General features: G+C 45.1%; 34 protein-coding genes. 4 read left to right on the forward strand and 30 right to left on the reverse strand.

Going from position 1 to position 26,231, the window contains the following annotated elements; all coding sequences use genetic code 11:
- Positions 1-39: 39 nt before the first annotated feature.
- The 10 genes from QVP35_RS05205 to QVP35_RS05250 form a co-directional block, all read right to left on the reverse strand.
- Entirely contained in the window at positions 40-843 is an 804-nt protein-coding gene (locus QVP35_RS05205; protein ID WP_330361305.1) for an alpha/beta fold hydrolase, read from the reverse strand.
- Between the two features lie 21 nt (positions 844-864).
- The gene (locus tag QVP35_RS05210) at positions 865-1,626 is read right to left on the reverse strand and encodes an N-acetylmuramoyl-L-alanine amidase (RefSeq protein ID WP_006568818.1); all 762 of its coding nucleotides are present in this window, start codon (positions 1,624-1,626) and stop codon (positions 865-867) included.
- A gap of 71 nt (positions 1,627-1,697) precedes the next feature.
- Positions 1,698-2,534, reverse strand: coding sequence for a DUF6179 domain-containing protein (locus tag QVP35_RS05215; RefSeq protein ID WP_022260863.1), 837 nt, complete (start codon positions 2,532-2,534; stop codon positions 1,698-1,700).
- Between the two features lie 35 nt (positions 2,535-2,569).
- Entirely contained in the window at positions 2,570-3,112 is a 543-nt protein-coding gene (locus tag QVP35_RS05220; RefSeq protein ID WP_006568816.1) for a DUF6323 family protein, read from the reverse strand.
- Positions 3,113-3,260: 148 nt separating this feature from the next.
- On the reverse strand, positions 3,261-3,623 hold the full coding sequence (locus QVP35_RS05225; RefSeq protein ID WP_009288785.1) for a hypothetical protein: 363 nt from the start codon (positions 3,621-3,623) through the stop codon (positions 3,261-3,263).
- A gap of 1 nt (position 3,624) precedes the next feature.
- Entirely contained in the window at positions 3,625-4,044 is a 420-nt protein-coding gene (locus QVP35_RS05230; protein ID WP_009288786.1) for a HEPN domain-containing protein, read from the reverse strand.
- Positions 4,041-4,403 (reverse strand): nucleotidyltransferase domain-containing protein, encoded by a 363-nt coding sequence (locus tag QVP35_RS05235; protein WP_006568813.1) that lies wholly within the window; start codon positions 4,401-4,403, stop codon positions 4,041-4,043. The genes QVP35_RS05230 and QVP35_RS05235 overlap by 4 nt, the downstream gene beginning before the upstream one ends.
- Entirely contained in the window at positions 4,403-5,791 is a 1,389-nt protein-coding gene (locus QVP35_RS05240; RefSeq protein WP_009288787.1) for an MATE family efflux transporter, read from the reverse strand. Before QVP35_RS05240 ends, QVP35_RS05235 begins: the two co-directional genes overlap by 1 nt.
- 10 nt (positions 5,792-5,801) lie before the next feature.
- Positions 5,802-6,968: a cation diffusion facilitator family transporter gene (locus QVP35_RS05245; RefSeq protein WP_006568811.1), complete on the reverse strand. Its 1,167-nt coding sequence runs from the start codon at positions 6,966-6,968 to the stop codon at positions 5,802-5,804.
- A 38-nt stretch (positions 6,969-7,006) separates the two neighbouring features.
- The gene (locus tag QVP35_RS05250) at positions 7,007-7,900 is read right to left on the reverse strand and encodes a LysR family transcriptional regulator (protein ID WP_009288789.1); all 894 of its coding nucleotides are present in this window, start codon (positions 7,898-7,900) and stop codon (positions 7,007-7,009) included.
- A 106-nt stretch (positions 7,901-8,006) separates the two neighbouring features.
- Between QVP35_RS05250 and QVP35_RS05255 the strand changes: the two genes are divergently transcribed.
- Positions 8,007-8,585: a chromate transporter gene (locus QVP35_RS05255; RefSeq protein WP_009288790.1), complete on the forward strand. Its 579-nt coding sequence runs from the start codon at positions 8,007-8,009 to the stop codon at positions 8,583-8,585.
- The gene (locus tag QVP35_RS05260) at positions 8,576-9,133 is read left to right on the forward strand and encodes a chromate transporter (protein ID WP_009288791.1); all 558 of its coding nucleotides are present in this window, start codon (positions 8,576-8,578) and stop codon (positions 9,131-9,133) included. Before QVP35_RS05255 ends, QVP35_RS05260 begins: the two co-directional genes overlap by 10 nt.
- A gap of 133 nt (positions 9,134-9,266) precedes the next feature.
- On the opposite strand, the gene QVP35_RS05265 is transcribed toward QVP35_RS05260, so the two are convergent.
- The 4 genes from QVP35_RS05265 to QVP35_RS05280 are packed head-to-tail and all read right to left on the reverse strand — an operon-like array spanning position 9,267 to position 12,738.
- On the reverse strand, positions 9,267-10,511 hold the full coding sequence (locus tag QVP35_RS05265; protein WP_022260864.1) for a 3-isopropylmalate dehydratase large subunit: 1,245 nt from the start codon (positions 10,509-10,511) through the stop codon (positions 9,267-9,269).
- A gap of 1 nt (position 10,512) precedes the next feature.
- Positions 10,513-11,004 (reverse strand): LeuD/DmdB family oxidoreductase small subunit, encoded by a 492-nt coding sequence (locus QVP35_RS05270; protein ID WP_009288793.1) that lies wholly within the window; start codon positions 11,002-11,004, stop codon positions 10,513-10,515.
- A 12-nt stretch (positions 11,005-11,016) separates the two neighbouring features.
- Positions 11,017-12,258 carry a 3-isopropylmalate dehydratase large subunit gene (locus QVP35_RS05275; RefSeq protein WP_009288794.1) on the reverse strand — a complete coding sequence of 414 codons (1,242 nt, stop codon included), beginning with the start codon at positions 12,256-12,258 and terminating at the stop codon, positions 11,017-11,019.
- A gap of 3 nt (positions 12,259-12,261) precedes the next feature.
- Entirely contained in the window at positions 12,262-12,738 is a 477-nt protein-coding gene (locus tag QVP35_RS05280; protein ID WP_006568803.1) for a 3-isopropylmalate dehydratase small subunit, read from the reverse strand.
- Positions 12,739-12,828: 90 nt separating this feature from the next.
- Here QVP35_RS05280 and QVP35_RS05285 point away from each other — a divergent pair, with 90 nt between their 5' ends.
- Positions 12,829-13,539 carry a lysoplasmalogenase family protein gene (locus QVP35_RS05285; RefSeq protein ID WP_009288795.1) on the forward strand — a complete coding sequence of 237 codons (711 nt, stop codon included), beginning with the start codon at positions 12,829-12,831 and terminating at the stop codon, positions 13,537-13,539.
- Here QVP35_RS05285 and QVP35_RS05290 read toward each other — a convergent pair.
- The 5 genes from QVP35_RS05290 to QVP35_RS05310 all read right to left on the reverse strand — a co-directional run bounded on the left by QVP35_RS05290 (position 13,496) and on the right by QVP35_RS05310 (position 19,350).
- The gene (locus QVP35_RS05290) at positions 13,496-14,983 is read right to left on the reverse strand and encodes a TrkH family potassium uptake protein (protein ID WP_006568800.1); all 1,488 of its coding nucleotides are present in this window, start codon (positions 14,981-14,983) and stop codon (positions 13,496-13,498) included. The two genes, QVP35_RS05285 and QVP35_RS05290, sit on opposite strands and share 44 nt — an antisense overlap.
- 16 nt (positions 14,984-14,999) lie before the next feature.
- Positions 15,000-16,367: a Trk system potassium transporter TrkA gene (trkA, locus tag QVP35_RS05295; protein ID WP_006568799.1), complete on the reverse strand. Its 1,368-nt coding sequence runs from the start codon at positions 16,365-16,367 to the stop codon at positions 15,000-15,002.
- Between the two features lie 107 nt (positions 16,368-16,474).
- Positions 16,475-16,885, reverse strand: a complete 411-nt coding sequence (locus QVP35_RS05300) for an extracellular solute-binding protein (RefSeq protein WP_009288796.1) — start codon at positions 16,883-16,885, stop codon at positions 16,475-16,477.
- A gap of 73 nt (positions 16,886-16,958) precedes the next feature.
- Complete coding sequence (gene feoB / locus QVP35_RS05305; protein ID WP_009288797.1) at positions 16,959-19,097, reverse strand: ferrous iron transport protein B; 2,139 nt, start codon at positions 19,095-19,097, stop codon at positions 16,959-16,961.
- Between the two features lie 19 nt (positions 19,098-19,116).
- Entirely contained in the window at positions 19,117-19,350 is a 234-nt protein-coding gene (locus QVP35_RS05310) for a FeoA family protein (RefSeq protein ID WP_006568796.1), read from the reverse strand.
- 113 nt (positions 19,351-19,463) lie between these two features.
- Between QVP35_RS05310 and QVP35_RS05315 the strand changes: the two genes are divergently transcribed.
- Positions 19,464-19,916, forward strand: a complete 453-nt coding sequence (locus tag QVP35_RS05315; RefSeq protein ID WP_009288798.1) for a metal-dependent transcriptional regulator — start codon at positions 19,464-19,466, stop codon at positions 19,914-19,916.
- Between the two features lie 16 nt (positions 19,917-19,932).
- Here the strand turns inward: QVP35_RS05315 and QVP35_RS05320 are convergent, their stop codons facing one another.
- From QVP35_RS05320 to QVP35_RS05370, 11 genes are all read right to left on the reverse strand, one after another.
- Positions 19,933-20,538: a manganese catalase family protein gene (locus tag QVP35_RS05320; RefSeq protein ID WP_006568794.1), complete on the reverse strand. Its 606-nt coding sequence runs from the start codon at positions 20,536-20,538 to the stop codon at positions 19,933-19,935.
- Positions 20,539-20,541: 3 nt separating this feature from the next.
- A complete protein-coding gene (locus QVP35_RS05325) occupies positions 20,542-20,802 on the reverse strand; it encodes a spore coat protein CotJB (protein WP_006568793.1) in 261 nt (86 codons plus the stop codon).
- On the reverse strand, positions 20,799-21,065 hold the full coding sequence (locus QVP35_RS05330) for a spore coat associated protein CotJA (protein ID WP_022260865.1): 267 nt from the start codon (positions 21,063-21,065) through the stop codon (positions 20,799-20,801). The genes QVP35_RS05325 and QVP35_RS05330 overlap by 4 nt, the downstream gene beginning before the upstream one ends.
- Positions 21,066-21,217: 152 nt before the next feature.
- Complete coding sequence (locus tag QVP35_RS05335; RefSeq protein ID WP_009288801.1) at positions 21,218-21,733, reverse strand: ferritin; 516 nt, start codon at positions 21,731-21,733, stop codon at positions 21,218-21,220.
- Between the two features lie 66 nt (positions 21,734-21,799).
- Positions 21,800-23,317 carry a sodium/proline symporter PutP gene (gene putP / locus QVP35_RS05340; RefSeq protein WP_009288802.1) on the reverse strand — a complete coding sequence of 506 codons (1,518 nt, stop codon included), beginning with the start codon at positions 23,315-23,317 and terminating at the stop codon, positions 21,800-21,802.
- A 102-nt stretch (positions 23,318-23,419) separates the two neighbouring features.
- The gene (locus QVP35_RS05345; protein WP_009288803.1) at positions 23,420-23,608 is read right to left on the reverse strand and encodes a PspC domain-containing protein; all 189 of its coding nucleotides are present in this window, start codon (positions 23,606-23,608) and stop codon (positions 23,420-23,422) included.
- Between the two features lie 13 nt (positions 23,609-23,621).
- Positions 23,622-24,383, reverse strand: a complete 762-nt coding sequence (locus QVP35_RS05350; RefSeq protein ID WP_009288804.1) for a DUF4097 family beta strand repeat-containing protein — start codon at positions 24,381-24,383, stop codon at positions 23,622-23,624.
- The gene (locus QVP35_RS05355; protein ID WP_009288805.1) at positions 24,380-25,060 is read right to left on the reverse strand and encodes a DUF1700 domain-containing protein; all 681 of its coding nucleotides are present in this window, start codon (positions 25,058-25,060) and stop codon (positions 24,380-24,382) included. Before QVP35_RS05355 ends, QVP35_RS05350 begins: the two co-directional genes overlap by 4 nt.
- Positions 25,053-25,379 carry a PadR family transcriptional regulator gene (locus QVP35_RS05360; protein ID WP_009288806.1) on the reverse strand — a complete coding sequence of 109 codons (327 nt, stop codon included), beginning with the start codon at positions 25,377-25,379 and terminating at the stop codon, positions 25,053-25,055. Before QVP35_RS05360 ends, QVP35_RS05355 begins: the two co-directional genes overlap by 8 nt.
- Positions 25,380-25,559: 180 nt before the next feature.
- Positions 25,560-25,859 carry a PTS sugar transporter subunit IIB gene (locus QVP35_RS05365; protein ID WP_009288807.1) on the reverse strand — a complete coding sequence of 100 codons (300 nt, stop codon included), beginning with the start codon at positions 25,857-25,859 and terminating at the stop codon, positions 25,560-25,562.
- Between the two features lie 67 nt (positions 25,860-25,926).
- Positions 25,927-26,231, reverse strand: a 305-nt coding sequence (locus tag QVP35_RS05370) for a hypothetical protein (protein ID WP_288187759.1), incomplete at its 5' end; no start/stop codon positions are given.

A 26,231-nucleotide genomic window follows, 5' to 3' on the forward strand; every position in this document is an offset into this window, starting at 1 on the left:
CAGCCGTTCTGATTTTTCTCTTCTTTTGATGCTTTTCATTTATGCTCTGACAGCATTGAAAAAGTATTTGTTAAATAACTCCAGCTGATCGTACACAATGCCGTGTCCGCTTTCGTCCAGCTGGACCAGCTTGGAACCGCAGATTTCATCATGCTGTATCCGCACCAAATCATTTGACACCACAACATCCTTTTTACCGTGAATGATCCATGTCGGCACATGAACGGCCTGCAGGTCTTCTCTGCCGTCTTCATCTCTCAGAGAAACTGCGGCCCGGACCGTTCCGAGCCCGGAAGCGGAGAGTGCGATCTGTTCAAACCAATTTACCGCCGGTTCAGACTGAGGACTTGCAAACAGCTGCTCATGACTGAAATTATAACAGAGCTGCGGCCGGTCAGTTTCTGCCAGTTCGATCAGTTCATTGACATATTCTCTTGTCAGTCCATACGGGAAGTCTCTTCTTTTTGTCCATGATGGAGCTGCAGCTGCCAAAAGAATCAATTTTTTGACACCAAAACTTTTGAATTTCCTCATATATCGAAGGACAATGGCTCCTCCCATAGAAAATCCCACAAGCGTGAAGTTCTTCAGTTTCAGCCTTCTGATTACCTGGAAAATATCCTGAGACATCTGATCATAAGAATAGCCAAAAGCCGGAGTATCAGAATTTCCAAAGCCTCTCAGATCCAGTGTCACCACCCGGTAACCCTGCCTGCATAAAAGTTCCGTCTGATATTCATACATCAGGTGGGATAAAGGCCATCCGTGAATTAAAACGACAGTCTCCTCCCCAAATGGATTATAATCATAGACTGCAATCTTTATTCCATCCGTTGATCTCACATAAAACAAATTATTTCCTCCTTATTTTTTGACCACCAGGGTATCATAGCCTCGCTGCTTCAGCTCATTTTCTAATTGGACTGCTTCATCAAGCGTTCTGAAGTCTCCAAGCTGTACGGCATAATATGGCTCCTCATACACGATATCTCCGTCAAAGCCCTGAGCAAGCGCTTCATTCAGCGCGTACTGCGCATTGGAGAAATTGCGGTACAGTCCGATCTGCACCCGGTAGGTACTGCCAAGCTCCTGTTGTCCTGATCCAATCGTGTCAACAATTCCGTCTGCAATGGCATTTGCAATGTCGTTAAATCTTGAATCGAAAAGCTCATTATCTTTTACCGTATTGATGAAGCCGGCCTCGATCAGTATTGCAGGGATATTCGTCCGTCTGAGAACCGCAAGTCCCGGCCGTTCCTTGACTCCCAGGTCAGTAAATCCAACCTCGCTTAATCTGCGGTTTACATTCCTGGCCATCTCGGCCTTGATACCACTGTCATTGTAAACGAGAGTCTCCACTCCGCTGTATGTGTTGGGAAGCGGGCTTGAATTTCTGTGTATAGAGACAAAGTAATCGGCCCCGCTCTCATTTCCGATCCTGGCCTTCTCAATCGGAGACTGATAGACATCGGTCTGTCTCGTATACTGTACCGGGACTCCCCTGTCTCTCAGCGCCTGACCCACTGCCAGAGTCAGTCTTAATGTATCGTCTTTTTCCCTTCTTCCATTAAACTGGGCACCATTGTCATAACCGCCGTGCCCGGCATCCAAAATTACGCCTGCCATAAAATTCCTCAAATCAACTTTCTTTTGCTAATATATGCAGACAGTCATAAAAAGTGTCCTGAAAAATACAATCAAACATAAAATAATGCATCCAGTGCGTCATATTTCATGGCATTATAAATCCGAATAGCGAATTCATTCCCCTCTCTCTGAAAATATTGTTTCCAGGGCTCCATTCCGGCCCTTTGTATGATAAGTCCAATCATTTCCTGTACTTTATCCCCTATTGTTTCTGCCGGGTCATCTGAAAAATATCTCCGTACCTCTTCTGTATCTGTTCTCGTCAAAGTTAAATCCGTAAGCTGTTTTTTTGAAATCAGACATCCGAGAGACTGGAGCAGGACCAGAGAACAAATATTTTCCATATAATCAACGTCCTGCTTTGCTTCCACATGCCTCAGGAGAGCTGTGATGATGCGGCTGTCGAAACATCTTAAAAGTCTCTGTTCTCTCTCTGCGTCACATAAATATTCATAAATAAGCCTTATCCCTCCTTTCTTCCCATACCTGTTCATCGTTGGATAATCCAGTGTCAGGATATGATCCTGAGGACAGAATCTGGCATCATAGCGCAGAAAAAACTGCGGCATGCCGCTGACCATGGTATCCCTGTAATTGACGCATCCATAATCTTCAAAGTCCATGGCCAGACGATCATAGACAGCCTTTGCCTCATATGTTTTTTCTATTACCTTTTCATACCCAATGCTGTAGGCCTCCTCCGCACGAAGGCCCCTTTTGGACCGCAGCGCTCCTCCGTAAGATTCTTCGCACAGGCCGATACAATATATAACTGCCTCCATCAGCATCTGTGCCGTTTCATAGGTGACAGAACTGCTCTCTTTTGACGTATACTTCTCTGTCAGACCGGCTGCCGCCGGAAGCAGCTCCTCTAATCGGTATTCCATAACACTTCTCCCTTCCCGGATGCGGACCAGTTCTGTCACTCCCAGAACATTTCCTTTAATATACTCAGATAGAGTCTGTCATCCCAGCGCTGTTCTTCGCTGAACTGTTCATACTCGCTGCCCCGGCTCTTTTGAACACCGTCATATCCCCCTCTCACAGCTCTGGAGTACCGTTCCAGACAGGTTCCTCTGAGATATTCCAGGTCCCCAAAACACACAGTCTCAAACTGTTCTCTCATAAATTCAAGAAGTTCATCGTCTGTGAGTCTGTCCATGGATTCATTTTTGAACTGATAAAAAATATCCTGAAGTTCCTTTAATATTTCAGCATAATGAGCCTGGTCTATAAATTGAGAATCACAAAACGTGTAGATCAGTTTATCTAAAATACCTTTCCCGAATTCCACTCTCTGATATTTTCTTAGACTTTCATTCCTCCCTGCGATCAATTCTCTCGCCTGTTCTTTTGACAGGCTCAGTCCAAATCTCCCATCTGTCTTCTCGCTGCATGCTTCAATGACTCTTAGTTCCTCTTCCTCTTTTTCCCTGATCAGCAATTCATAAAAATTCTCTTCCATAAAACGCCCCTTTCACTTGGAGACTCATTATACTGCCGCCGTATTAAGATCACAAGTCTTGAAAAATTCGTCATTTTATGGTAATATAGAGTTAGAAAAAAAGGAGCAGATATGTGTGTATCTGCTCCTTTTTGTTTTTTGATTTTAATTATTTATTCGTAACTTCTCCGCTCAGCTGCTGTGCAAACTCTTTCTGCGGTGCTTCATAAAAGAAAACCATCTCTTTTTGATCTTCTTCCTCAATCACAATCTTGTTGTCTTCCTCCAGTTTCAGGCTGCGGATCTGACTCCGTTTCAGCCGCTTAACCTCTTTTATCTCCGGCTCCGGACTTCCCTTTGAATATCCGATCTGTTCAATCAGAAGTTCCTCCTCCGTCAGTGTCAGAACATAATCATTGGACAGCCGGTCCCCGGAAGGATCAGACAGCAGATAAGAGACCGCATTAGAAATGGCATTTGCGATCACCTGTTTGTTTGAAACCTCTTGATAGACTTTTAATACAATCGGCATATTATTCACCTCCCGTCAATTTTAAATTTTTTATTGGAATCTCTTTCAGTTTTAAAATAGTATCGTACATAATTTCCTTACATTTATCAAATTCTTCTTTTGTCACTGTATAAAAATCGTCGCCCGGATACCTGGCATCATAATAAAAGTCTGTTAAATAGGCCAGTCCCACTGTATCCAAATTTAAATTCGGCTTCCACTGATTCATTCTGACTGCAATCTTTTTCATATTATGCTTTCTTAATAAGTCCGAAACATCTTCATCTAAAAAACACAATTCCAGGTAGCCTTTCAGAAATTTTTCTGTCACTTGCTGACACTGTACTGCAAGCTGGTTATAGAAAGTACTCCCCACAGCGAGGATAGATTCCAGATACTCCAAGTCATTTTTTGCAATGTCCAGGTAGTTATTTTTAATCATTTTATCACCTCCAGTATTAACTTTTTATCTCTGTTCAATATTCTCTTAAAAATAGTATTTTCCTTTATAGATTCTTTGTTAGCATAGACGACATCCGTGGATATACCGGATATCTCATCATCTAAGGTCCATCTGATATCCGCTGCCAATGCCCTGTCTTCCAATTTTTGTTCTGTAAATATGAGAAGGTCTATATCACTTCCATTTCGGATATTTCCCCGCGCACAGCTGCCAAATAAATACACTCCTTTTAAACCGGGAATATCAGCTTTTACCAAATAGTCAAGATCCGATTCTATTTTATTAATAAAACGTTTGGGCAAATGCTCATAATTTTCCCGATAAATCTTTATCATCATTATATACTCTCCCCCGTCTCTTTACAATCCTTCTCCCGCTCCACAATTCCTTTTTCCTTCCACTTGCCGCTTCGGTATCTCAAGGTTCCGATCGTAAATGCCGCAGCCCATCCGATCGGGACAGACCACCAGATTCCGGACGCTCCCAGAAAATAAGCCAGGATATAAGCAAATACTACCCTGCATCCGAAATTGCAGAGGGTACCCGCCATAAATACACCCACATCTCCTGCTCCGCGGAGAACCGCATTTACCACGTTCATAAGTCCCATCAGTGCATAAAACACAGATACAACCCTTAAATAATCCACACCGATGGCAATAACTTCTGCATTGACCGCTTCATCCACAAACTGAGCAACCAGCACATCACCTTTAAAAAACAGAATTCCCGTAATGACAACTGCGATGCCTGCTGCCATATGTCTGCCCGCTCTCAGCCCTTCTCTGATCCGCTCCGGTTTTTTCGCCCCGATATTCTGCGCCGTAAACGTGGACACTGCATTTCCCACGTTTACCATCGGCATGATTGCAATCGAGTCGATCTTCGTAGCCGCCGTATATCCTGCGAGCACCACAGATCCGAAACTGTTGACGAGGCTTTGTACAAACACCATGCCAAACGAAACGATCGACTGCTGCACCATAGACGGCACTGCAATCCGTCCCATCTGGAAAAGAAGCTTTCGGTCAAATAAAACCGGCTTTGTTTCTGTCTCGATCTTTTTAAGGCGGAACAGCAGATTGATAAACGAAATGACTGCCGCCAGCCCCTGCGCGATCAGAGTTGCCCATGCGACCCCGGTCACTCCCATTTGAAGCCGGATCACAAAATACAAATCCAGAACAATATTCAAGATCGAGGAGCCTGCCAGAAAATAAAGAGGAATTTTTGACGCGCCAAGTGCATTATAAACCGCGTTTAAAGTATTATACATAAATAAGAACACGAGACCAAACATATAGATTCTCAGATAATCTGCGGCATCCCGGTAAATATCCGCCGGTGTCCTCATCAGTACGAGGATTCCTCCCGTCCCCGCCGCACTTATGATCATTAAAATCAGTCCTAAGACAAATGTAGAAATTAAGGCCGTATAGATCGCCGTCATCATCCGGTCCTGATCCTTTGCCCCAAACAGCTGGGAAATGACAACAGAATAACCGATGCTGGAACCGGTCGCCACTGCTACAAATAAAAAAACAATGGCCGTCGATGCTCCAACGGCGGCAAGTGCCTGTGCACCGACGAATCTTCCCACTACCATAGAATCAATAATGTTATAAAGCTGCTGAAATAAATTGCCCAGCACAATGGGAACCGCAAAGAAAAATAACTTCTTTGCGGGATTTCCTACACTCATGTCATTGGTCAGCTGTTCCTTCATCTTTCACTGTTCAGATATAACTCCGGTCCACTTTGATCACTGCAAAGTAATTTTCCCGGTGTCTTCTGATCTCCTTTCTGATATAAGTCGTAATATCCCCCACTTCCTGGTCACATTCATAGGGCACGACCAGGTCAAAGATCAAGTTGTTGTGCGTTTTTCCCTCTACCATTCTGAAATCATGGATGGACAGTTCGGGCCCGCATTCTTTTACGATCTTTTCCACCATCATTCTTGCCTCGTTGGTCTCCTCATCATCCGTGACAACCGGGTCCATATGAATAGTGGCATCACAGTTAAACTTATGCATCAGATGATATTCAATGTTGTCAATCACGTCATGTGCCTCCAGAATATCAACATTATAGGGCACCTCGGCGTGAAGCGAGATCATCCGCCGGCCCGGGCCGTAGTCATGTACAATAATATCATGCACCCCTACGATCAGCTCATTGTCTAAAACCTCATTTTGTATATCCTCCACCAGTTCCACATCGGGAGCGGTTCCAAGCAGAGGCGAGAGGGTATCCTTTGCAGCTCCAAATCCGGCCCACATAACAAATCCGGCTACTAAAATACCTACATATCCGTCCACGTTGATCCCGGCGAACTTAAAGATCAGCATTCCGCCCAGGACTGCCGTTGTAGCGATGCAGTCGCTTAAACTGTCTGTGGCCGTGGCCTTCATGGCCTCTGAGTCAATCAGGTTTCCGACCTTTTTATTGAAAGCCGACATCCAGAATTTCACCAGTATGGATACGATAAGAATCCCTATGGACACAGGACGGAACACAATGTCTTCCGGACGGAAGATTTTATCAGCAGAAGATTTTAACAGTTCAAATCCCATTAACAGTATAGCCAGAGAAACCAGAAGTCCTGAAATATATTCGATTCTTCCATGTCCGAACGGGTGATTTTTGTCCGCCGGACGCCCTGCCATTCGGAAACCAACCAGTGTGATAATAGAAGAAGCCGCGTCAGAAAGGTTGTTGAAGGCATCTGCGGTAATGGAAATGGCCCCTGTAAGAATCCCCGCGGTCAGTTTCCCTGCAAAGAGAAGGATATTGCAGAATATACCCACCGCCCCTCCCATTGTGCCATAGGCCTGACGGACTTTATGGTTTTTTAAATCATCCTTATTTTTAATAAATGCCGATATCAATAATTCTGTCATAATTTTTCATCCCCTTGTGTCAAATATTTTCCATTGTATCACAAATCACTTATATTTTCATTTCTCTCAAGCAATATACTGATAAATTCTTTCATGGGCCCTGTGCGGTACTTATCCTTATGGACAACGATATGATTCTCGTTCTTAAGCTCTATGCCCCTGATTTCTATTTTCTTTAATTTCCCTTTTGAGACTTCCTCTGCCGCAAGGCGTTCCGGCAGCACGGTGATTCCAAGGCCTTCCTCTGCCGCCCGGATCAAAACCTGAGAGTTTACACTGGTCCAAAAAGGCTCGGCCTTCAGATCATGCAAAAGCAGGACGCTGTCCAGCACATCCCTGGTCGCACTTCCCTTTTCACGAAGCAGAAGCGGCTGTTCCAGAAGTCTTTCAAGTTCAATATCCTTAACATCTGCCCATGGATGGCCCGGAGAACAAAAAGCATACAGACAAAACGAAGAAAAGGCTGTGCTGTCCAGTGTACTGTCTGAGACAGCACCCTCGATCAGTGCCAGATCAATCTCATTCTTATGGAGCATGGAAAGGACATCCGAAGCCTTGCATACCTGAACGCTGACCGGCGTCCCGGGATATGAATCTTTAAATCGTTTCATAGCCCCGGGCAGCCAGAAGCTTGATATGGTGATGCTGGCCCCGACACGGAGTACGGCCTGTTTCTCCAGATCGTAGACTCCTTTTTCCAGATCCTCATACAGCTCCAGGATGCGGACTGTCTTTTTTAATAATAACTTCCCCGTCTGGTTTAAAAAGACTTTCTTTGATATACGGTCAAACAGCACAGTGCCAAGTTCTTCTTCCAGTTCATGGATTACATGGGATACTGCCGGCTGGGTCATATAGAGCTTCTTCGCAGCCCCGGTGACACTTCCTTCCTCGCATACTGTTTTAAAAATATATAAACGCCTTATGGTCATAACTTTCCCTCCTATCATTACTATTTTAACATGATATCTATAAAATAATATAATTTTCTTTATATAAAAAAAAAACGTATACTGTTAAAAAAGGGGGAAATCCGTAATGAATAAAGATATACTAAAACAATATGCCTGGCTGTTCCGGGTCAATTTGATCGTCAGTGCTTTTACTTTTGGCGGCGGCTACGTGGTCGTTCCCATGTTAAAAAAACATTTTGTGACAAACCGTCATGTTTTATCTGAGGAAGAGCTTTTTGATATCGCAGCGATTGCCCAGTCTTCTCCGGGAGCCATTGCAATTAATCTTTCGGCTCTCACAGGATACCGGATAGCCAAATTAAAGGGAGCCGTCATAAGCTGTATCGCGGCCATCCTGCCGCCGCTGATCCTGCTCTCCATCATTTCCGCTGGATATCAGTCTTTCAGGAGCAGTCATATCGTATCCGCCGTTCTCCTTGGCATGCAGGCAGGAGCCGCGGCACTGATCGTCGACTATATCACTGATATGTGCCGCATGATTTTGAAAAAGAAATCTCTTTTTCTTACCCTCATGGTTCCTGCTGCTTTTTTATCCAACCTCGCCTTCCACATCAATGCCATGCTGATTTTAATCTTATGTTCCGTCCTCTGCCTGTTGAAAGTATGGCTCCATGAAAAAAGGAGGTGCCAGACATGCTCTTAAATCTTGTTCGTTTATTCAGCACCTTCTTTAAAATCGGTCTGTTCAGCATCGGCGGAGGCTATGCGATCCTCCCGATGATCAAAGAACAGGTCGTACTTGCAAAACATTGGCTCACCGGTCAGGAATTTACCGATATCATTACGATCTCACAGATGACGCCCGGCCCTATCGCAGTCAACACTTCCTCCTTCGTGGGAATCCGGGTAGCCGGAATCCCCGGGGCAGTTGTGGCGACTGTGGGATGTGTGATCTGCGGATTTACCATCTCCATCCTTCTATACCGGTTTTTCCAGAAAAAAAGTGATTCATCCTATATGTCCGCTGTGCTGGACGGCCTGAAAGCTTCTTCCTTAGGGCTTGTCCTTTCGGCTGCTTTTTCCATCCTGCTGCTTACCCTGTTTGGCACGGATGAACATGTCGTCCTCTCATCTTTCCAGCTGCCTGCGGCCATTCTGCTCGTAGCCGCTGTGCTTCTGCTTAGGAAGTTTAAAAAACCTCCTGTATTTGTAATTGTGTTTACGGGGATTGTCGGACTGCTTATCTATTGATCTTTTTTACAAAAGAGCTCCTGCAAATCCAGAATTTTGTATTCCTTCTGTCTTTGCAGGAGCTATAATATTATTACCCAATGAATCTATGAATTTTATCTGTAAATAAAGCTTACGTATCTGTGAGCTTTATCTACTCAGCCGCCATGATCTTCCCAGCCACAGCAGACGCCGCCGCCGTTTTTGGTGACCCAAGATAGATCTCGACCTTGGATGTCCCCATTCTTCCAAGAAAATTCCTGTTATTCGTAGCCAAGATCTTCTCCCCGTCGGTGAGGATTCCTCCGGCTCTTCCGCAGCAGAGTCCGCATCCCGGCTGGGTGATAATGGCTCCTGCCTTGGCAAGAATTTTAAGATACCCGGCTTTCGATGCCTCCATATAAATCTTCCTGCTGGCAGGGGTCACGATCAGCTTTACAAAATCAGCAACCTTTCTCCCATCGAGGATTTCTGCCGCTGCTTTCAGATCTTCCAGTCTTCCATTGGTACAGGAACCGATGAATACCTGGTCAAGTTCAGTACCTTCGACCTCAGATACCGGTTTGATCTTATCCACCTGAGATGGACATGCGACCACCGGAACCAGATCTTCTGCCTTATAGACAACCGTTCTGCAATACTCTGCATCCTCATCTCCATAAATCCAATCCACGTCGGAAAGCTCAACTTCGGAATACTCTGCTGTCTTCTCATCCGGCGCAAATAAGGCCGCCTTTGCCCCTGCCTCGATGGCCATATTGGAAATCGTCATCCGGGAAGCCACACTCATCTCTTCCACTGTACTTCCGGAAAACTCCAGCGCCTTGTAAGTAGCCCCGTCGGCTCCCAGATCACCGATCAGTCTTAAAATAATGTCTTTGGAAGATACATTGTCCGGAAGTTTGCCATTGATGACAACCTTGATTGTTTCCGGTACTCTGACCCACATTTCTCCGGTTCCTAAAATTGATGCCATTTCTGTGTACCCAATGCCTGACGAAAAGCAGCCAACGCATCCGTAAGTGGTTGTATGTGAGTCGGTTCCAAATACGATGTCTCCCGGTTTGGCATATCCGCACTCTGTCATGAGCTGATGACAGATCCCATCGCTTCGGTGAATGTTTTTCAATCCGTATTTCTTTACAAACGCATCACCGATCTTAAAATGCCGGATATCTTCCACCGCACTGGCCGGAACCAGATGATCATAAATCAAGACTACTTTGTCCGGGTCCCACAGCTTTGTAAATCCCATCTCCTCAAATTTTTCTGCCACAAACGGAATAAAAATATCATGGATCATTACCCGGTCTACATTGACAGTCACGATCTGACCTGGAGAAACCGACTCCGCCCCTGTGTTTCTTTTAATTATCTTTTCGATGATCGTATTTCCCATGCTATTTCACCCCATTTCTTTTCTTCATTGCTTCCACCAGTCCTCCGGCTTCTATAATGTCCATCAGATTCTGAGGCAGCGGCTGGATCGGATACTCCCTGCTGTCATGCACAATAGACTCGCCCAGCGTTACATCAAGAGTATCTCCTTCTTTCACTTTCTCCTGGATCTGGTCATTTTCGATGAGCAGAAGTCCATTGTTAATAGAGTTCCGGAAGAAAATGCGGGCAAAAGATTTGGCAATGACACATTTTATTTTCAGGGCCTTGATGATCTCCGGCGCCTGCTCTCTGGAGGAACCGCAGCCAAAGTTTTTTCCGGCCACAATGATATCGCCTTCTTTTATCTGAGATGCCAGCTCCGGACGCAGCGGAGAAAATCCGTACTGCTTCATGTCTTCTACGGTCGGAAGCGCCAGATACTCTGTAGGAATGATGATATCCGTATCGATATCATCGCCCAGCACCCATACTTTTCCTGTAAATTTTTCCATATGTAAACTCCTTTATCTCTTCACGATTTTCCCTGCGATGGCAGACGCTGTGACGGTCGCCGCAGATCCCAGATAGACATAAGAATCCGGATGTCCCGCACGTCCTTTGAAATTTCTGGTACCGGTGGAGATCAAAACTTCCCCTTCACCGATCACGCCCTGACAGCTTCCCCAGCACACACTGCAGTTGCTGTTCATGACCATGGCTCCGGCTTCCACAAAGATGTCGATCAGTCCTTCGTCCAACGCCTGCACATAAACCTCATTGGAAGCAGGCGCGATCAGGAATCTGACGCCCTCATGAACCTTCTTTCCTTTCAGTATCTCAGCCGCCAGACGCAGCTCATCGATCCGCCCGTTGTTGCAGGAACCTAAGAATGCCTCGTCTATTTTAACGTCTCCGGCTTCTTCCACCGGCACCACATCATCAATTAAATGTGGTCTCGCAACCACCGGCTCTATCTCATCCAGATTAATATGGTATACCTTTTCAAAACGGGCGTCCTCATCGCTCACAAACAGGTTTTCTGCCTTACGGCCCCTGGACTCTACATATTCCACAACCTTTTCGTCAGGCTCCACGATTCCGGTTTTAGCTCCTGCCTCCACCGCAAGGTTACACAATACCAGACGTTCATTGATACTTAATTTGTGTGCCCCTTCTCCTGCAAATTCCATGATCTTATAGTTGCATCCGTTGGCTCCCACCATGCCGATGATGGAAAGGATCAGATCTCTGGCATAGACGCCCTCTCTTAATTTTCCAGTCAGCTCAAAGCGGATCGTCTCAGGCACCATGACCCAGGAAGTCCCCGTGACCATGCCGTATAAAAAGTCTGTGCATCCGATTCCTGTTCCGAAGGCGCCAAGGGCACCGTATGTACAGGTATGGGAATCTGCTCCCATGATCAGCTCTCCAGGACATACATAATCCTCCACCATAATCTGGTGGCAGACTCCCTTTCCTTCATAAAAGGCGATGTCATGTTCTCTGGCAAAGTTCCTCATTTTCCTGTGGGCCTCCGCAGTTTTTGGATTCTCTGCAGGGATATTGTGGTCAATGATGAAAACCAGTTTGTCCTTATCCGCAATTTTAGGATGTTTTAAATCATTGTGATACATATCGATCGTCAGATGTGTCGTTCCGTCATTACTCATCAGGCGGTCCAGTTCCACTGTATGGATCTCTCCCGCTTTCACTTCCGGCACCCTGGCCGCTCTGGCTATAATCTTTTCTCCGATTGTCATTCCCATAGCCTACACCTCGCCTTCATTCAAAAAGTTGATCAATCCGCCGTGGTCCAAAATGTTCTGCATGTAAGGCGGAAGTTTTGTACAGGGCAGAGTCTCATCCTCTGTTTTAATGAATCCTTCGGTCAAATCCAGTTCGATCTCATCCATCTGATTCACTTTATCGTACAGATCCGGGCTTATAACAACCGGCAGTCCGATGTTGATGGCGTTGCGGTAAAAGATCCTGGCAAAGGATTTTGCAACGATGGCTTTTACTCCCAGGGCCTTTAACACACTCGGCGCCTGTTCTCTGGAGGAACCGCAGCCAAAATTCTCCCCGGCCACAACGATGTCGCCTTCCTGCACCTTCTTTGAAAAATCCGGATCGATAGACTCAAAGGCATATACTTTCATTTCCTCAATATTCGGCAGCAGCAAATACTGGGATGCTATAATCTGGTCCGTATCCACATCATTGTGGAACTTAAATACTCGACTCATAATCAACCTCCTTGTATAAATTCTCATTTTAATAAGAATACTATAAAACAGGCAAAAAATCCATGGCGTTTTCAGAAAGGCAGGTGCAAAATGAAAAAAACAGACCCCGCAGGGTCCGCTGTACTTCTTTTCGTTTTAACAGAATGTATTCTTTATGTTTTCTTTTTGATGCTGGATCTCACATCTTCCTCAGCCCTTTTAAGCACCATTCTGAAATACTGTTCCATCCTGCTGTGCTTCTTCTTCGGTTTCATCTTCGGCAAAACAAAGGACCGCATACTGGTAATATGCGCCCTGGGGCTGACCGCCGCTGCGGATGCATTTCTCCTGGTCCTTGACACAAATTATACGGCCGGTGTCCTGTGTTTCTGCGGAGTCCAGATGCTGTACTACTGCCGTCTCCTCCGTGCCGGAGGCTTTGCCTTTCTTTCGTTTCTGCCCATTCGTTTTCTTCTCACAGGATGTATGTTTGTATTTTTAGGAATTCTCCACATATGGAATCTTCTCACGGCAGCCGGAGTCTTTTACTTCACCCAGTTACTCTTTAATGCGGCAGAAAGCCTTGCCCTACGCCACATAAGTCTTCCATACAGATTGTTTAGCGCAGGACTCATATTATTTCTCTGCTGTGATCTCTGCGTAGGGCTTTCCAATCTTCCCTCTGCGGCTCCCTTTTCTGTACCGGAACCGGTTTTATCCTTTGCACAGAACGGAATGTGGCTCTTTTATCTGCCGTCCCAGGTTCTGATCACACTTTCTATACTCCCGGACTATTCTTCCTGTACTTCGGAATCTTCTTAAACACCTTGGTATCTCTCCATGTAATGGGACTTATGAGTACCAGCATCGGGAACAGCTCAAGCCTTCCTGCCAGCATATCAAACATCAGAACCACTTTTGAAAAATCAGAGAACATTCCGAAATTGCTGGTTGGTCCCACCAGCTCCAGTCCCGGTCCGATATTGTTCAGAGTCGCCGCGACCGCAGTAAAATCTGTGATCAGGTCAAATCCGTCCAAAGCGATCAGAAGTGTGGAAAATGCCAGGATCATCATATAGGTGATCAAGAAAATATTAATAGAACGTATCACCTCATGCTCGACTACATGCTGGTTGAATTTAATTTTCCGGATACTTCTCGGGTGTATGTAAAAATACATTTCTTTTTTAACCGTCTTCAGCATCAGGATCACCCTGGAGACTTTGATCCCTCCCCCGGTGCTTCCGGCACAGGCTCCAATGAACATCAGCATAACCAGAATCACCTTGGAAAATTCCGGCCAGACATTAAAGTCCACGGAGGAATATCCGGTAGTCGTAATAATGGAACCTACCTGAAAGGAGGCATGGCGGAATGCAGATTCCAGGGTTGGAAACAGATCCCTGATATTGTAGGTAATACACAGGACAGCAGCCGCAATGACAAACAGATAGTATTTCAATTCTTCAAACTTCCACGCGTCTTTAAACTTACGGATCAGAATAAAATAGTAAACATTAAAATTTATACCGAACAAAATCATAAAGACTGTCACCGTATATTGAATATAGGGAGAATAGTCGGCAAATCCGGAGTTAAGAATAGAAAAGCCTCCGGTACCGGCACTTCCGAAAGAGAGCAGCATGGAATCAAACAGAGGAAGTCCTCCAAACATAAGCAGAATAATCTCTATCAGCGTCATAAAACAATAGATTCCATAGAGGATCTTGGCGGTCTGCCTTACTTTCGGCACCAGCTTTCCCACGGACGGGCCAGGGCTCTCCGCTTTCATCAGGTGCAGATTTTGTCCTCCTCCCATGGGGAGGATTGCCAGAATAAATACGAGTACCCCCATACCCCCGATCCAGTGGCTGAAGCTTCTCCAGAACAGACTGCACTTTGCCAGTACTTCGACATCGGACAAAATACTGGCTCCCGTGGTGGTGAATCCGGAAATCATCTCAAACATTGCATCAGTAAAAGATGGGATATCTCCATTAAATACAAAAGGAAGACACCCGAAAAAACTCAGCAGAATCCAGCTCAATGCAACGGCCACAAATCCCTCTTTAGCATAGTACTGCATATTTTGGGGTTTCTTATGGCTCAGTAAAAATCCAACAAAGAAGCACAGGAGCATGACTGCAAAGAAAGGAATGCCTCTGGCTTCCCTGTAAATCAGGGCTACCATGCACGGCAGTGACAGAAAAGCCCCCTCAAACAGGATGACCAATCCTAATATGTATCGGATAACAGCGTAATTCATTTTCTTTTTTCTCCAATCATCTCGATTCTTTTTTCAGTATATCACTGATATCGTGCAGACCTGTCTTGGTGGTCACAACGATTACGGTGTCACCCACCCGGATCATATCCTGTCCTGTTGGAATTTTCACCGTTCCGTTCCGGTTAATACTGCAGATCAGGATCTGGTCCCTCAGCGGCAGTGTCTGGAGCGGAATACCGATGACCGGTGCATGTTCTTCAATATGAAACTCCAGGGCCTCTGCCTTTCCGTCCACAATCTTATACAAATTCTCTATATTGCTCCCGATAGAATTCTGTTTTGCCCTGACATACTGAACGATATACTGAGCCGTGATATATTCCGGATAAATAAGGCTTCCCAGGTCAAGGCCGTCGATAATATGATTATAACTGACACGTTTCACCTTTGTAATCAGCTTCGCAGGTGTCTGCCCTTTTACAAAGAGGGATAAAAACACATTCTCCTCGTCAAAGTTTGTCAGTGCCACAAAGGCATCTGTCTCCAGGAGTCCCTCTTCCAGCAGGACTTCCTGGTCACTTCCGTTTCCGTGGATGATAACCGCTTTGGGAAGCAGTACGCTCAGTTCCTCACACCGGTCAAAGTCCTTATCTATGATTTTTACTGATATGCCCATTTTGAGCAGCTTTTTGGAAAGATAATATGCTGTTTTGCTTCCTCCTACGATCATGACATTCCTGACAGGGTTCATCTGAACACCTATTTTCTGAAAAAAGCTGCTGGCACTCCCTGGAGAAGCCACAATCGAAATCCTGTCGTTTTCCTGTAAAACAAAATCCCCGGAAGGAATGAAAACGTCATTCTGCCGTTCCACAGCACAGACGAGAACCTCACCGCGCATTCTCTCGCCTATTTCTTTTATTCGCATCCCATTTAGAATGGAACTCGTTCTCAGGACAAATTTTAACAGCTCAACTTTCCCTTTTGCGAAGGAGTTGATCTCCATGGCCGTGGGAATCCTTAAAATTCTGGACATCTCAGAAGCGGCTGCAAGCTCCGGATTAATGATCATGGAAATCCCCATCTCTTCTTTTATAAAGTTGATCTCATCAAAATAAACCGGATTGCTGACTCTTGCGATGGTGGCACATTTTCCGGCTTTTTTAGCAATCAGGCAGCACAGCAGGTTTAATTCATCTGAATTTGTCACCGCAATTAAAAGATCGGCCTCTTCCACTCCGACTTCCGTTAAAACATTATAGCTTGCCCCGTTTCCCACAATTCCAAAGACATCATACATGTCTACCATAGACTGGACGACGTATGCCTTCGGATCTACAATGGATATATCATGATTCTCGCTGCTTAACTGTTCTACCAGAGAACGGCCGACTTTTCCGCAGCCTACGATAATGATGTTCATATTCCCCTCATCTTTCCCATACTTCTTTCTTTTTCGCTAAGATAACAGTATCGTAACAAGTATCAGCCAATGAAGCAACAAAGAAATAGCCTGTGAGACAAATATTTTTATTTTATTGGGACATATCCTGTTTTATCAATAATATACTGCCCTTGTTCAGACAGCATCCAGTCCACAAGTTTCTTTACATTCTTTTTCTTATTGCTCTTGAGTGTCACTGCATAAATATAGACATTCAAAGGATAAGTACCATTTCTTATGGTCTCTTTAGAGGGCTTGACCCCATTGACGGAAAGCATTTTAATGTTTGGATTTGCGATCATCTTCTTTAATTTTTCCGACCAGACTGTTAAAACAGCCAAAATAAAAGCTCCGGCAATCAGATAATCAAAGAAGCGGAAAAAGCTGTATGGTGCAGCTGCTATGCGAATCATAGAACCCAGGCACCATACAGCCCATCCCGCAAATCCCCAGACCACTGTCATGATCAGTTTGAATCCAATATCACTCTTCTTCATATTGCCTGCCCTCCTTCTGCATTGTCTTTTGTTTTCCTTGTTATCTTTATTGTAACATAGACAGGCATTTATTTTAACAGATCAGCTGTGACATCATCTTTACGAAAAAGCAGCACAGACAGCCGGCTATGGTGGGAAGCAGAAAAGCGGCAAGCGTCCATTTGAGGCTTCCTGTCTCCTTTTTAATGGTGAGGAGTGTCGTGGAACACGGCCAGTGCATCAGGGAAAACAGCATCATACACAGAGCCGTCGTCTGTGTCCAGCCATTATGTACCAGTAGCTGACGGATCGTCTCCACACTTCCGGTTTCTGTCAGCATCCCCTGGGACAAATATGCCATGATCATCACCGGCACGACAATTTCATTGGCCGGAAATCCAAGGATAAATGCAGCCAGGATCACTCCGTCCAGTCCGATCATCCTCGCGAACGGGTCCAGCATCTCTGTAAATCCGCAAAGCAGGGTTGTTCCCCCTATTGAAACATTGGCCAGAATCCAGATCAGCAGCCCTGCCGGTGCTGCCACAGCCGCCGCACGGCCCAGGACAAATAAAGTCCGGTCAAAAATTGATCTTACAATGACTTTCCCGATCTGCGGTCTGCGAAACGGCGGAAGTTCCAGTGTAAAAGATGCCGGCATCCCTTTCAGAACTGTTTTTGACAGCAATTTTGAAACTGCAAGGGTCATAAATACACCCATCAGAATCAGCAGCGTCAGCAGCACCGCCGAGCCGATGGAGGCGGGCAGTCCGTCTCCTGTCCCTACAAAAAACAGGGTAATCATAAGGATCAGAGTGGGAAATCTGCCGTTGCATGGTACAAATGAGTTTGTGAGGATCGCTATAAGCCTTTCCCTGGGCGAATCAATGATACGGCATCCGACGATCCCTGCGGCATTGCATCCAAAGCCCATGCACATAGTCAGTGCCTGTTTTCCGCATGTGCAGCATCTCTTAAAGGACCGGTCCAGATTATATGCGACTCTCGGAAGATAGCCGGCGTCTTCCAGAAGTGTAAACAGAGGAAAAAAAATCGCCATCGGCGGCAGCATGACGGAAACAACCCAGGCTAAAACCCGGTAAACTCCTGAGAACAGCATGCTGCAAAGCCATGCAGGCAGTCCCGCCTTAAGAAACAGCCCGGCAAGGCGGTCTTCCGCCCAAAACAGAGCCTTTGACAGCAGTTCTGAAGGGTAGTTAGCTCCAACGATCGTAACCCACAGCACTACGGCCAAAAGTCCGATCATCACCGGATATCCGGTTTTCCTGCTGGTCAGAATATCATCCAGCTTCCGGTCCCTTTTGATATAATCTTTTGTCCCGAATAAAACTGTATTGCCGCAGATGTCCTGAGCTGTTTTTACAAGCCCTGAGACAATCCTGTCTTCAAGCTCCTCTTTCCCCTCTTCTGAAAGAATCTGCTCTGCTTTTTTAACAGCCTGATTCACATCCGGATCTTCCCTGAGCCCGGTTCCCAGCTGCTGCTCCATTTCCATCAACAGGGCAGGATCTGATTCCAGAAGCATAAGCGCAGACCACCTGACAGGAAACTTATCCGATACCTTTTGATTCATCGCTGGTTCTAGACTTTTTAGTGCTTTCTCCAGATAAAAATCATACTCTGTTTTTAACGGCTTTTGATTCCACCGCCCGTCGGCAACGGCATCGACAGCCTGCATCAGTTCCGCAAGACCCTCTCCGCTTCTGGCAGCCGCTGCAACCACCGGTACTCCCAGTTTTTCTGAGATTGCCCGAACATCAATGGTAATCCCTTTCTTTTCTGCCTCATCCATCAGGTTTACACAGACGACTACCCGGTCTGTGATCTCCATAGTCTGGAGAACCAGGTTCAGATTTCTCTCCAGACAGCAGGCATCACATACGACAATGACCGCATCTGGTTTTTCAAAACAAATAAAATTCCTGGCTACTTCTTCTTCCGCAGAATGTGCCAGCAGGGAATAGGTCCCGGGTATATCGACCATAACATAGGAATTATTCTCTGTTCTGCAGTACCCCTGTGCATTTGCCACTGTCTTTCCCGGCCAGTTCCCTGTGTGCTGTCTCATTCCCGTCAAATTATTGAACACCGTACTTTTCCCTACATTGGGATTCCCCGCTATGGCAACAACTTTGTCCTTTGAATTCTGCTTTTTTACGTTCAGCCCCGAATCTACAGATTTCATTCCGGTGGAATGACTGGTCAGTCCCATCGCATTGTATCCTCCTGTTTTAAATTCTCACTACGATATCTTTCATATCTTCAGAACGTATCGCGATTACCGCACCTCTGATCAAAAAAGCTGCCGGGTCTCCTGCCGGGCTCTTCCCGACGCATTCTATCTTCGTGTCCTTCACCAGTCCAATGTCCAGAAGCCTCCTGCGGATGCTCCCCCTGGTTTTAAGTTCTTTTACCACTGCCGTTTCACCCGGATTTAATTCATTTAAACTGCAATTCTGACTCATAAAATGATTCACTCCTTAATATCTATTAGGATAGGGAAACTTTATTTCTCAATGCTATTATATTGAGGGACAAAAGAAAGCGTTACAATATTTTTAGGAAAAGGAAGCGGCTCATGGAAAAAAGAGAAGGATTTTATACACTAAAAGGATATCAGAACGGAGAAGCCCACAATATGACGGCCTCCATGGAAGATTATCTGGAAATGATCTGCCGCCTGCTCCTGACAGAAGAAGTCGTCAGGGTAAACCAGCTGGCCCACATGCTCCATGTCAAGCCTTCCTCTGCTTCAAAAATGGTAAAAAATTTAAAGGGTCTGGGATATCTCTTATCTGAAAAATACGGATATATCCGGCTCACCGACAAAGGCAGAAAAGCCGGGGATTATCTTTTATTCCGGCATGATATCCTGAACCGTTTTCTGTGCATGATCAATGAAAGTGAAGACGAACTGGAACAGGTGGAAAAAATTGAACACTTTATAAATGAAAAGACCATTTATAATATAGAAAATTTTCTAAAAATCCACGAAAAAGAAAAACGGCAGAACAAAGGTCCTGCCGTTTAAAACGAGAAAATGCGTTTTATTTTGTTTTACAGTCGAAAGCCGGGTTGAAAGCATAGAAGTTTTTAGAATCGAGATGATCCTGTACTCTTCTCAGGGCCTCACCGAATCTCTGATAATGCACGATTTCCCGTTCTCTCAGGAAAGCGATCGGATCTCTGACATCCGGGTCTTTAATCAGACGAAGCAGGTTGTCATACGTCGTTCTGGCTTTCTGCTCAGCTGCCAAATCTTCATTCAAATCGGTGATCGGATCTCCGACAGACTGGAAGAAATCTGCTTTAAAAGGTTCTCCGCTGGCTGCCTGAGGCCAAACACCGGTTGTGTGATCGACATAGTACTGGTCAAACCCAGCCGCCTGAATTTGTTCAGGAGTCAAATCACGTGTGAGCTGATGAACAATAGAACAAACCATTTCCAGATGGGCAAGTTCTTCTGTTCCAACATCTGTTAGCACGCCGCATACTTCTTTATACGGCATCGCAAATCTCTGTGAAAGATATCTCATGGATGCGCCCAGCTCACCATTCGGTCCGCCGTATTGAGTGATGATGACTTTCGCAAGCATCGGATCACATTTTTTGATGTTGACTTTATATTCCAAACGTTTCTCATAATTCCACATAGTCTAACATCCCTCCTTCTGCCAAGGCCATTTCGTGGTTGCCCAGGTGAATGTGTCAGTGATCTCTGCAGAATCAATGGTTAATGGCTCAAAGTATTGGGAATACTCTTTAACAGCCTTATTTCTGGCACACTGGTACTGATTAAAGTGACTGATTGCCTCCTGGTCATCCGGATGGGTATCCAGGTACAGTGTCGTATCGATCAAGGCAAAGCTGACTGCATCAATATATCTCAATAATTTTTCCTGATCATATTTATTCATCGTCTGCACCCCGCTTTCCCATAAAATGGTTTGTTAAGTTCCGGGAAAATGGTACCGCATGCCAATCCCTCTTCAGGGCAATAGATCTGATCCCAATGCTGCCACGGCACATATGCCATTGCCAGTGCCATGGAATCCACGCCGTCATGGCGGTGACCGTAATTACCATTTCTTTTCATTTTTGAATTATAACCGCATGTTCGGTCCATCTCATATGGTGCCGGCTGTCCGCATGAGCATCTCTGCTGATTGTATTTTTCCAACGAATTATCTCCTTTCAATTCTGATAATATCAGTTTATGTGAACATCCATAGAATGTGCAGAACAGCTTTTATTTATATTATGAGATCAGAGTCATGAACGCCAAAAAAAGGATTGCCTAAAAAGAAGGCAATCCCGGAAAATTTTATAAAATTATAATACCGTCATTGACGGAGCGGCATAGACTCTTGTCTGAAGCTCTGCGTCCAGCATATATAAGCCTTTCGGATCAGTCCCAAACATTTCAAATTTTTGAACGAGGGAATCCGTATTGTTCTCCTCTTCCATCTGCTCTTTCACAAACCAGTCCAGGAACTGCATACTCCTGAAGTCCTTGCACTGATATGCCGCATCATAAATATTGTTGATCAGAGACGTAACATACTGCTCATGCTCCAATGCTGCTTTGAGCGGGTCCGCCGGTTCTTCAAATCTCTTATCCGGTTTTGCCACTGCCTCCAGTGTTACTTTGCAGCTATTTGCCTGGAGATACTCCATAAATAAAATCGCATGGTCTCTTTCTTCCTGTGCCTGAATCTTAAACCAGTTGGCAAATCCGTCCAGATTTTTGTCCACATAGTAGTTGGACATATCTAAATACAGATAGGAAGAATAAAACTCCTTATTGATCTGATCGTTCATCAATTCTGCTACTTTTTCATTTAACATACTGTGCTTCCCCTTTCTTTATGTAAAACTTACCATATCCATATCATAACGCATAAATTTCAAACTTTAAAGAGGCTTTCTTGCTTCTTCAAATTCTTCCTGCATTTCTTTGGTCGGTTCTTCTGTCAGGAGACTGACAACGATGATCAGCAGAGAAGACACGATAAATGCAGGCAGCAGACAGTAAATCTCAAAAATTCCGCCCAGCTTCGCAAACGTATACGGCCAGACAAGGGCGATGACACCGCCGCTGACCATTCCTGCAACTGCTCCCTTTAAATTGGTCCGCTTCCAGAACAGAGCAAATAAGATCAGCGGGCCAAACGCTCCGCCAAATCCTGCCCAGGCATTTTCCACCAGCTTAAATACTGAGCTGTTTTCATCCAGTGCAATGATAACTCCGATGGCAGCGATGACGACCGTAGTAACCCTGGAAATAATCAGGATTTTTTTCTCAGATGCTTTTCTTTTAAAGAATCCCTCATACATATTTTTCGATACACAGGAAGAAGCGATCAACAGCTGGGAGTCTGATGTACTCATGGTCGCTGCCAGAATTCCTGACAAGATAATACCCGCAAAGAGCAAAGGAATAATTCCCTTAAACAGGTGCATTGTCATATAGATAAAAATTCTCTGATTTCCGCTGCCTGCAAGCTCCGCTACGTTCGGATAAAGAGCCGCTCCGGTAAATCCGATGCACACAGCTACCGTCAGTGAAATCAATACCCAAACCATAGCGATCCTTCTGGATTTTTTGATCTCATTAACGTTCTTGATGGCCATAAAACGTACAAGGATATGTGGGACACCGAAGTATCCGAGTCCCCATGCAAGCCCTGAAAGGATGGGGATTATGCCTTGGGATACGGCATGTCCGGTGGCCGGATCATGATATTTCATAACATCAAAGAAGCCTTCCATAGTCTTTCCGTGTTCTACAATATTTCCAACGCCGCCCACAGCCGCGACACCCACGATCAGGACTGTGACGATCGCAAAGGACATCAAAAGCCCCTGGATCAGGTCTGTGGTGCTGGCGGCAAGGAATCCGCCGATCGATGTATAGATAACGATAACTGCCGCGCAGGCGATCATGCTTGCCTGGTAATTGAGCCCGAATACTGAGTTAAACAGAGTTCCGCAGGCAGCAAATCCGGATGCTGTATAGACCGTAAAACAGATCAGGATCATGATGGATGAGACAAACATTAAGATCTTCTTCTCATCTTTGAATCGGTTGCTGAAAAAGTCGGGAACCGTGATAGAGTTGTTGGAAACTTGCGTATAGCGGCGGAGACGTTTTGCAACGATCTTCCAGTTCAAATAGGTTCCTAAGATCAGGCCGATGGCAGTCCATCCCGCCTGGCTGAAGCCGGATGCATAAGCCAGTCCCGGAAGTCCCATCAACAGCCAGCTGCTCATGTCAGAAGCCTCGGCGCTCATTGCCGTAACCCAGGGACCGAGTCCTCTTCCTCCCAGAAAATAGTCTTCAGAAGTCTTATTCTTCTTGCTGTAAATCACTCCGATGTACACAACCATTGCCATGTAGGCAATCATGGCGATCAAAATTGGTGTTTTCATATGATTTCTCCTCTTTGTCAAAATATAAGACCAAGCCTTTTGACTTGGTCTTTTTCGGGTAATATTATATCATAGCTTTGACAACTGATGCAATTACTATTTTTAATACCTTCTCTCCGGTATGATGACTGCCGCCGCAATGTAAACCAAGATTCCGGTTCCTGAACATCCCAGCAGTACGGCGCCCAATCGTACTAAGGTCGGGTCCACATCGAAATATTCTGCGATTCCTCCGCAGACGCCGCAGACCATTTTGTCCTCTCTTGATTTATATAATCGTTTACTGCTCATGAAAATCTCCTCCTTATATATTGTTCAAAAAGTTAATATCGATATTTCCGCTTCCGCACTCAACACCTATGAATTTCGTTCCATTTCCCCAGGAACCTTCTTTATTGCTGTGTTCCAGCTCGTGTCCGTCAAAGACCACATCTCCGCTTCCCACACTAATATCATATTTGTAGTTCTCTCTGCCGTCCCATATATCTGCGTCTACATCCCCGCTTCCGCACTGAATATCAATATGATCAGACTTGATTCCGGACAGCTTGATGTCTCCGCTTCCACACTGGATCTTCATGTTTTTAGCACTTAATTCCTCTGATGCAAAATCCCCGCTTCCCACATCCACACTGAATGCATCCAGATTCACATCTTTTGGTATGCTCAAAACTGCCTGTTCATATCCATAATCAAAGAAAAAGGGACGGTGAACCGAAGATTTTGACCGGATCGTCAGCTCATTGAGGCCCTCGTTTAGCTGAGATTGAAACAGTTTGCGGCTTCCTTTTGTAGTGAGCACGATCTGACTTCCTTCTCCTCTGACAATGGACAGATCCCTGCTGCCTACCTTTATTGTTATCTTCTTTACTTTGTCTTTCGGAAATTCCAGCCGCTCTGCCTCCTCATCCTCATATCTGCCTGAGTAGCCATTTACTTTATCTCTCACATAGTGATAAGTATCCGTAAAGGAAAATCCCATCGCCGCCGCTGCGATAATGCAGCCTGCTCCCGCAACTGTAAATAACAGACAGATGATCAGACAGACCTTATAAAATTTTTTCATGCTTCTTCTCCCCCTTTATGAAACAGCCTCCGGATCAAATTCACGACTCCTCTGATCAAAGGCGGAAATACTGTTACGAGGATCCAGACAAAAAGTACACTAAACAAGAGTCCCACTGCCATCATGATCAAACCGCCGCCGCACATCATAAATCCTGTGGGAAGCTGTGTGAACATCTTTACGATTCCGGCGGCGAATACACCGAAGCCTCCTGCCAGGAGCCCCACACTGATTCCGGCAACCCCGGATATGAACCCGAAAAATATACCGACAATTCCGACGGCTGTTCCTCCGATCACACCGATCAGAGGAAGACCGAGCACCACCGTGCCCACAACGATCAACACAATAAGAATGAGATTCCGGTCCCGGTTTCCTTTGAAATGAAATCCCGATTCTTTCTTTGCCTTCTCAGGCATCTTCGTGTTCTCATCATATCTCTGGTTGTGATATCCGTTTTCTGTATATTCTTCTTCCCCGGTCGTCCCATTCAGTGAATCCCGGATCATAGCGGCAACTTTTTCAGGGCTCCCTAATTCCTCGATCACCTGCTGTTCACGTTCCGGCCCTGCCTCCTCAAAATAATCCACATAATATCCAATTGCATCATCCCGTTCTTCCGGCGCAATGTCCTGAAGCAAATATGCCAGTTGGTCCAGAAATTCTTTTCTACTCATGGACTGCTCCTCCTTCAAATATTTTCGTAATCTTAAATGAGTAAGATTTCCACTCTGTCTTATACAAGTTCAGCTGGATCATACCCTGACTGGTCACTTTATAGTACCTGCGGTTCCTTCCGTCGCACTGCCTGTCGTATACTTCCAGGCAGCCTTCATTTCTGAGTCTGCGCAGCACGGGATACAAAGTGGACTCTGATACATCCAGGACTCTTCGTACATCCTGGGTAATCTTATACCCATAGGACCCTTCTTCTTCTTTTGAGACTACTGCGAGGACAATGGCGTCCAGCAAAGCAGCTCCTGTATTAAATACCATAGACACGCTCCCATATCATAATATTGTGGTCAAAATATCTTTTGACCCTGATATCATATTATTTTTTTATCAATACTATATGATATATAATATACTTAATTTTATAATATGTCAATAAAAAAGAAGCATATCACAGCAAAGCGATATGCTTCTTTTTTATGTTTCCTTCTGTTCCGCATTTTAATTTTTTAGAATGTCGAGTATTGTTTCTTTGATTTTCTCTACTGTTTTATCCCTCTTTATCCCTGTTATAAATGAAGTAACATTGATGATTGGACAAGGGACTTCTCCCCGGTAATTGTTCGTAACAAAAATAATGTCCATACCGTCGGAATTGGCCGGTATATCTGAAATGGAGCATTTTGTAAGCTGAACTCTCACCCCCAGTTCGTCAAATATTTCCTGAATATTGCCTGCCGCAACCGTTGAAGTTGCAATCCCGCTTCCACAGGCTACCATCGCATTGATCAGTCTGTTCATAATCTCTCCCTTCTGTGTGTTTTCGTTGTTTATTATTATATAATAACTGCACACAGATAGAAAGTCTTTATGGCCTCAGCATGATTTTAAATCCATTCCTGCTTTCCGCTTTTTGGAATGCTCTGTCCCATTGTTCCAGAGGATAGCTGCCGCTGATGAACTTTTTAAATTCGTCTTGATGTTCGCTTAACAAGTTTAAAGCTTCATGCCATCCTTTTGGAGTGGAGGAACAGGACGGAAGAACTTTAATCTGGCTGCCAAAAACTTTTGTCATATTGACAGAGTAGCCTGTGCTTGATTCATCAATAGCTCCGACCACAATCCTTCCCAGCTTTTTCACCACATGAAAAGTTCTTTGAAAAACAGCTTCTT

The sequence above is a fragment of the Anaerostipes sp. CAG:276 genome, assembly GCF_000432215.1.
In the GTDB taxonomy this organism is placed as follows: domain Bacteria; phylum Bacillota; class Clostridia; order Lachnospirales; family Lachnospiraceae; genus Anaerostipes; species Anaerostipes caccae.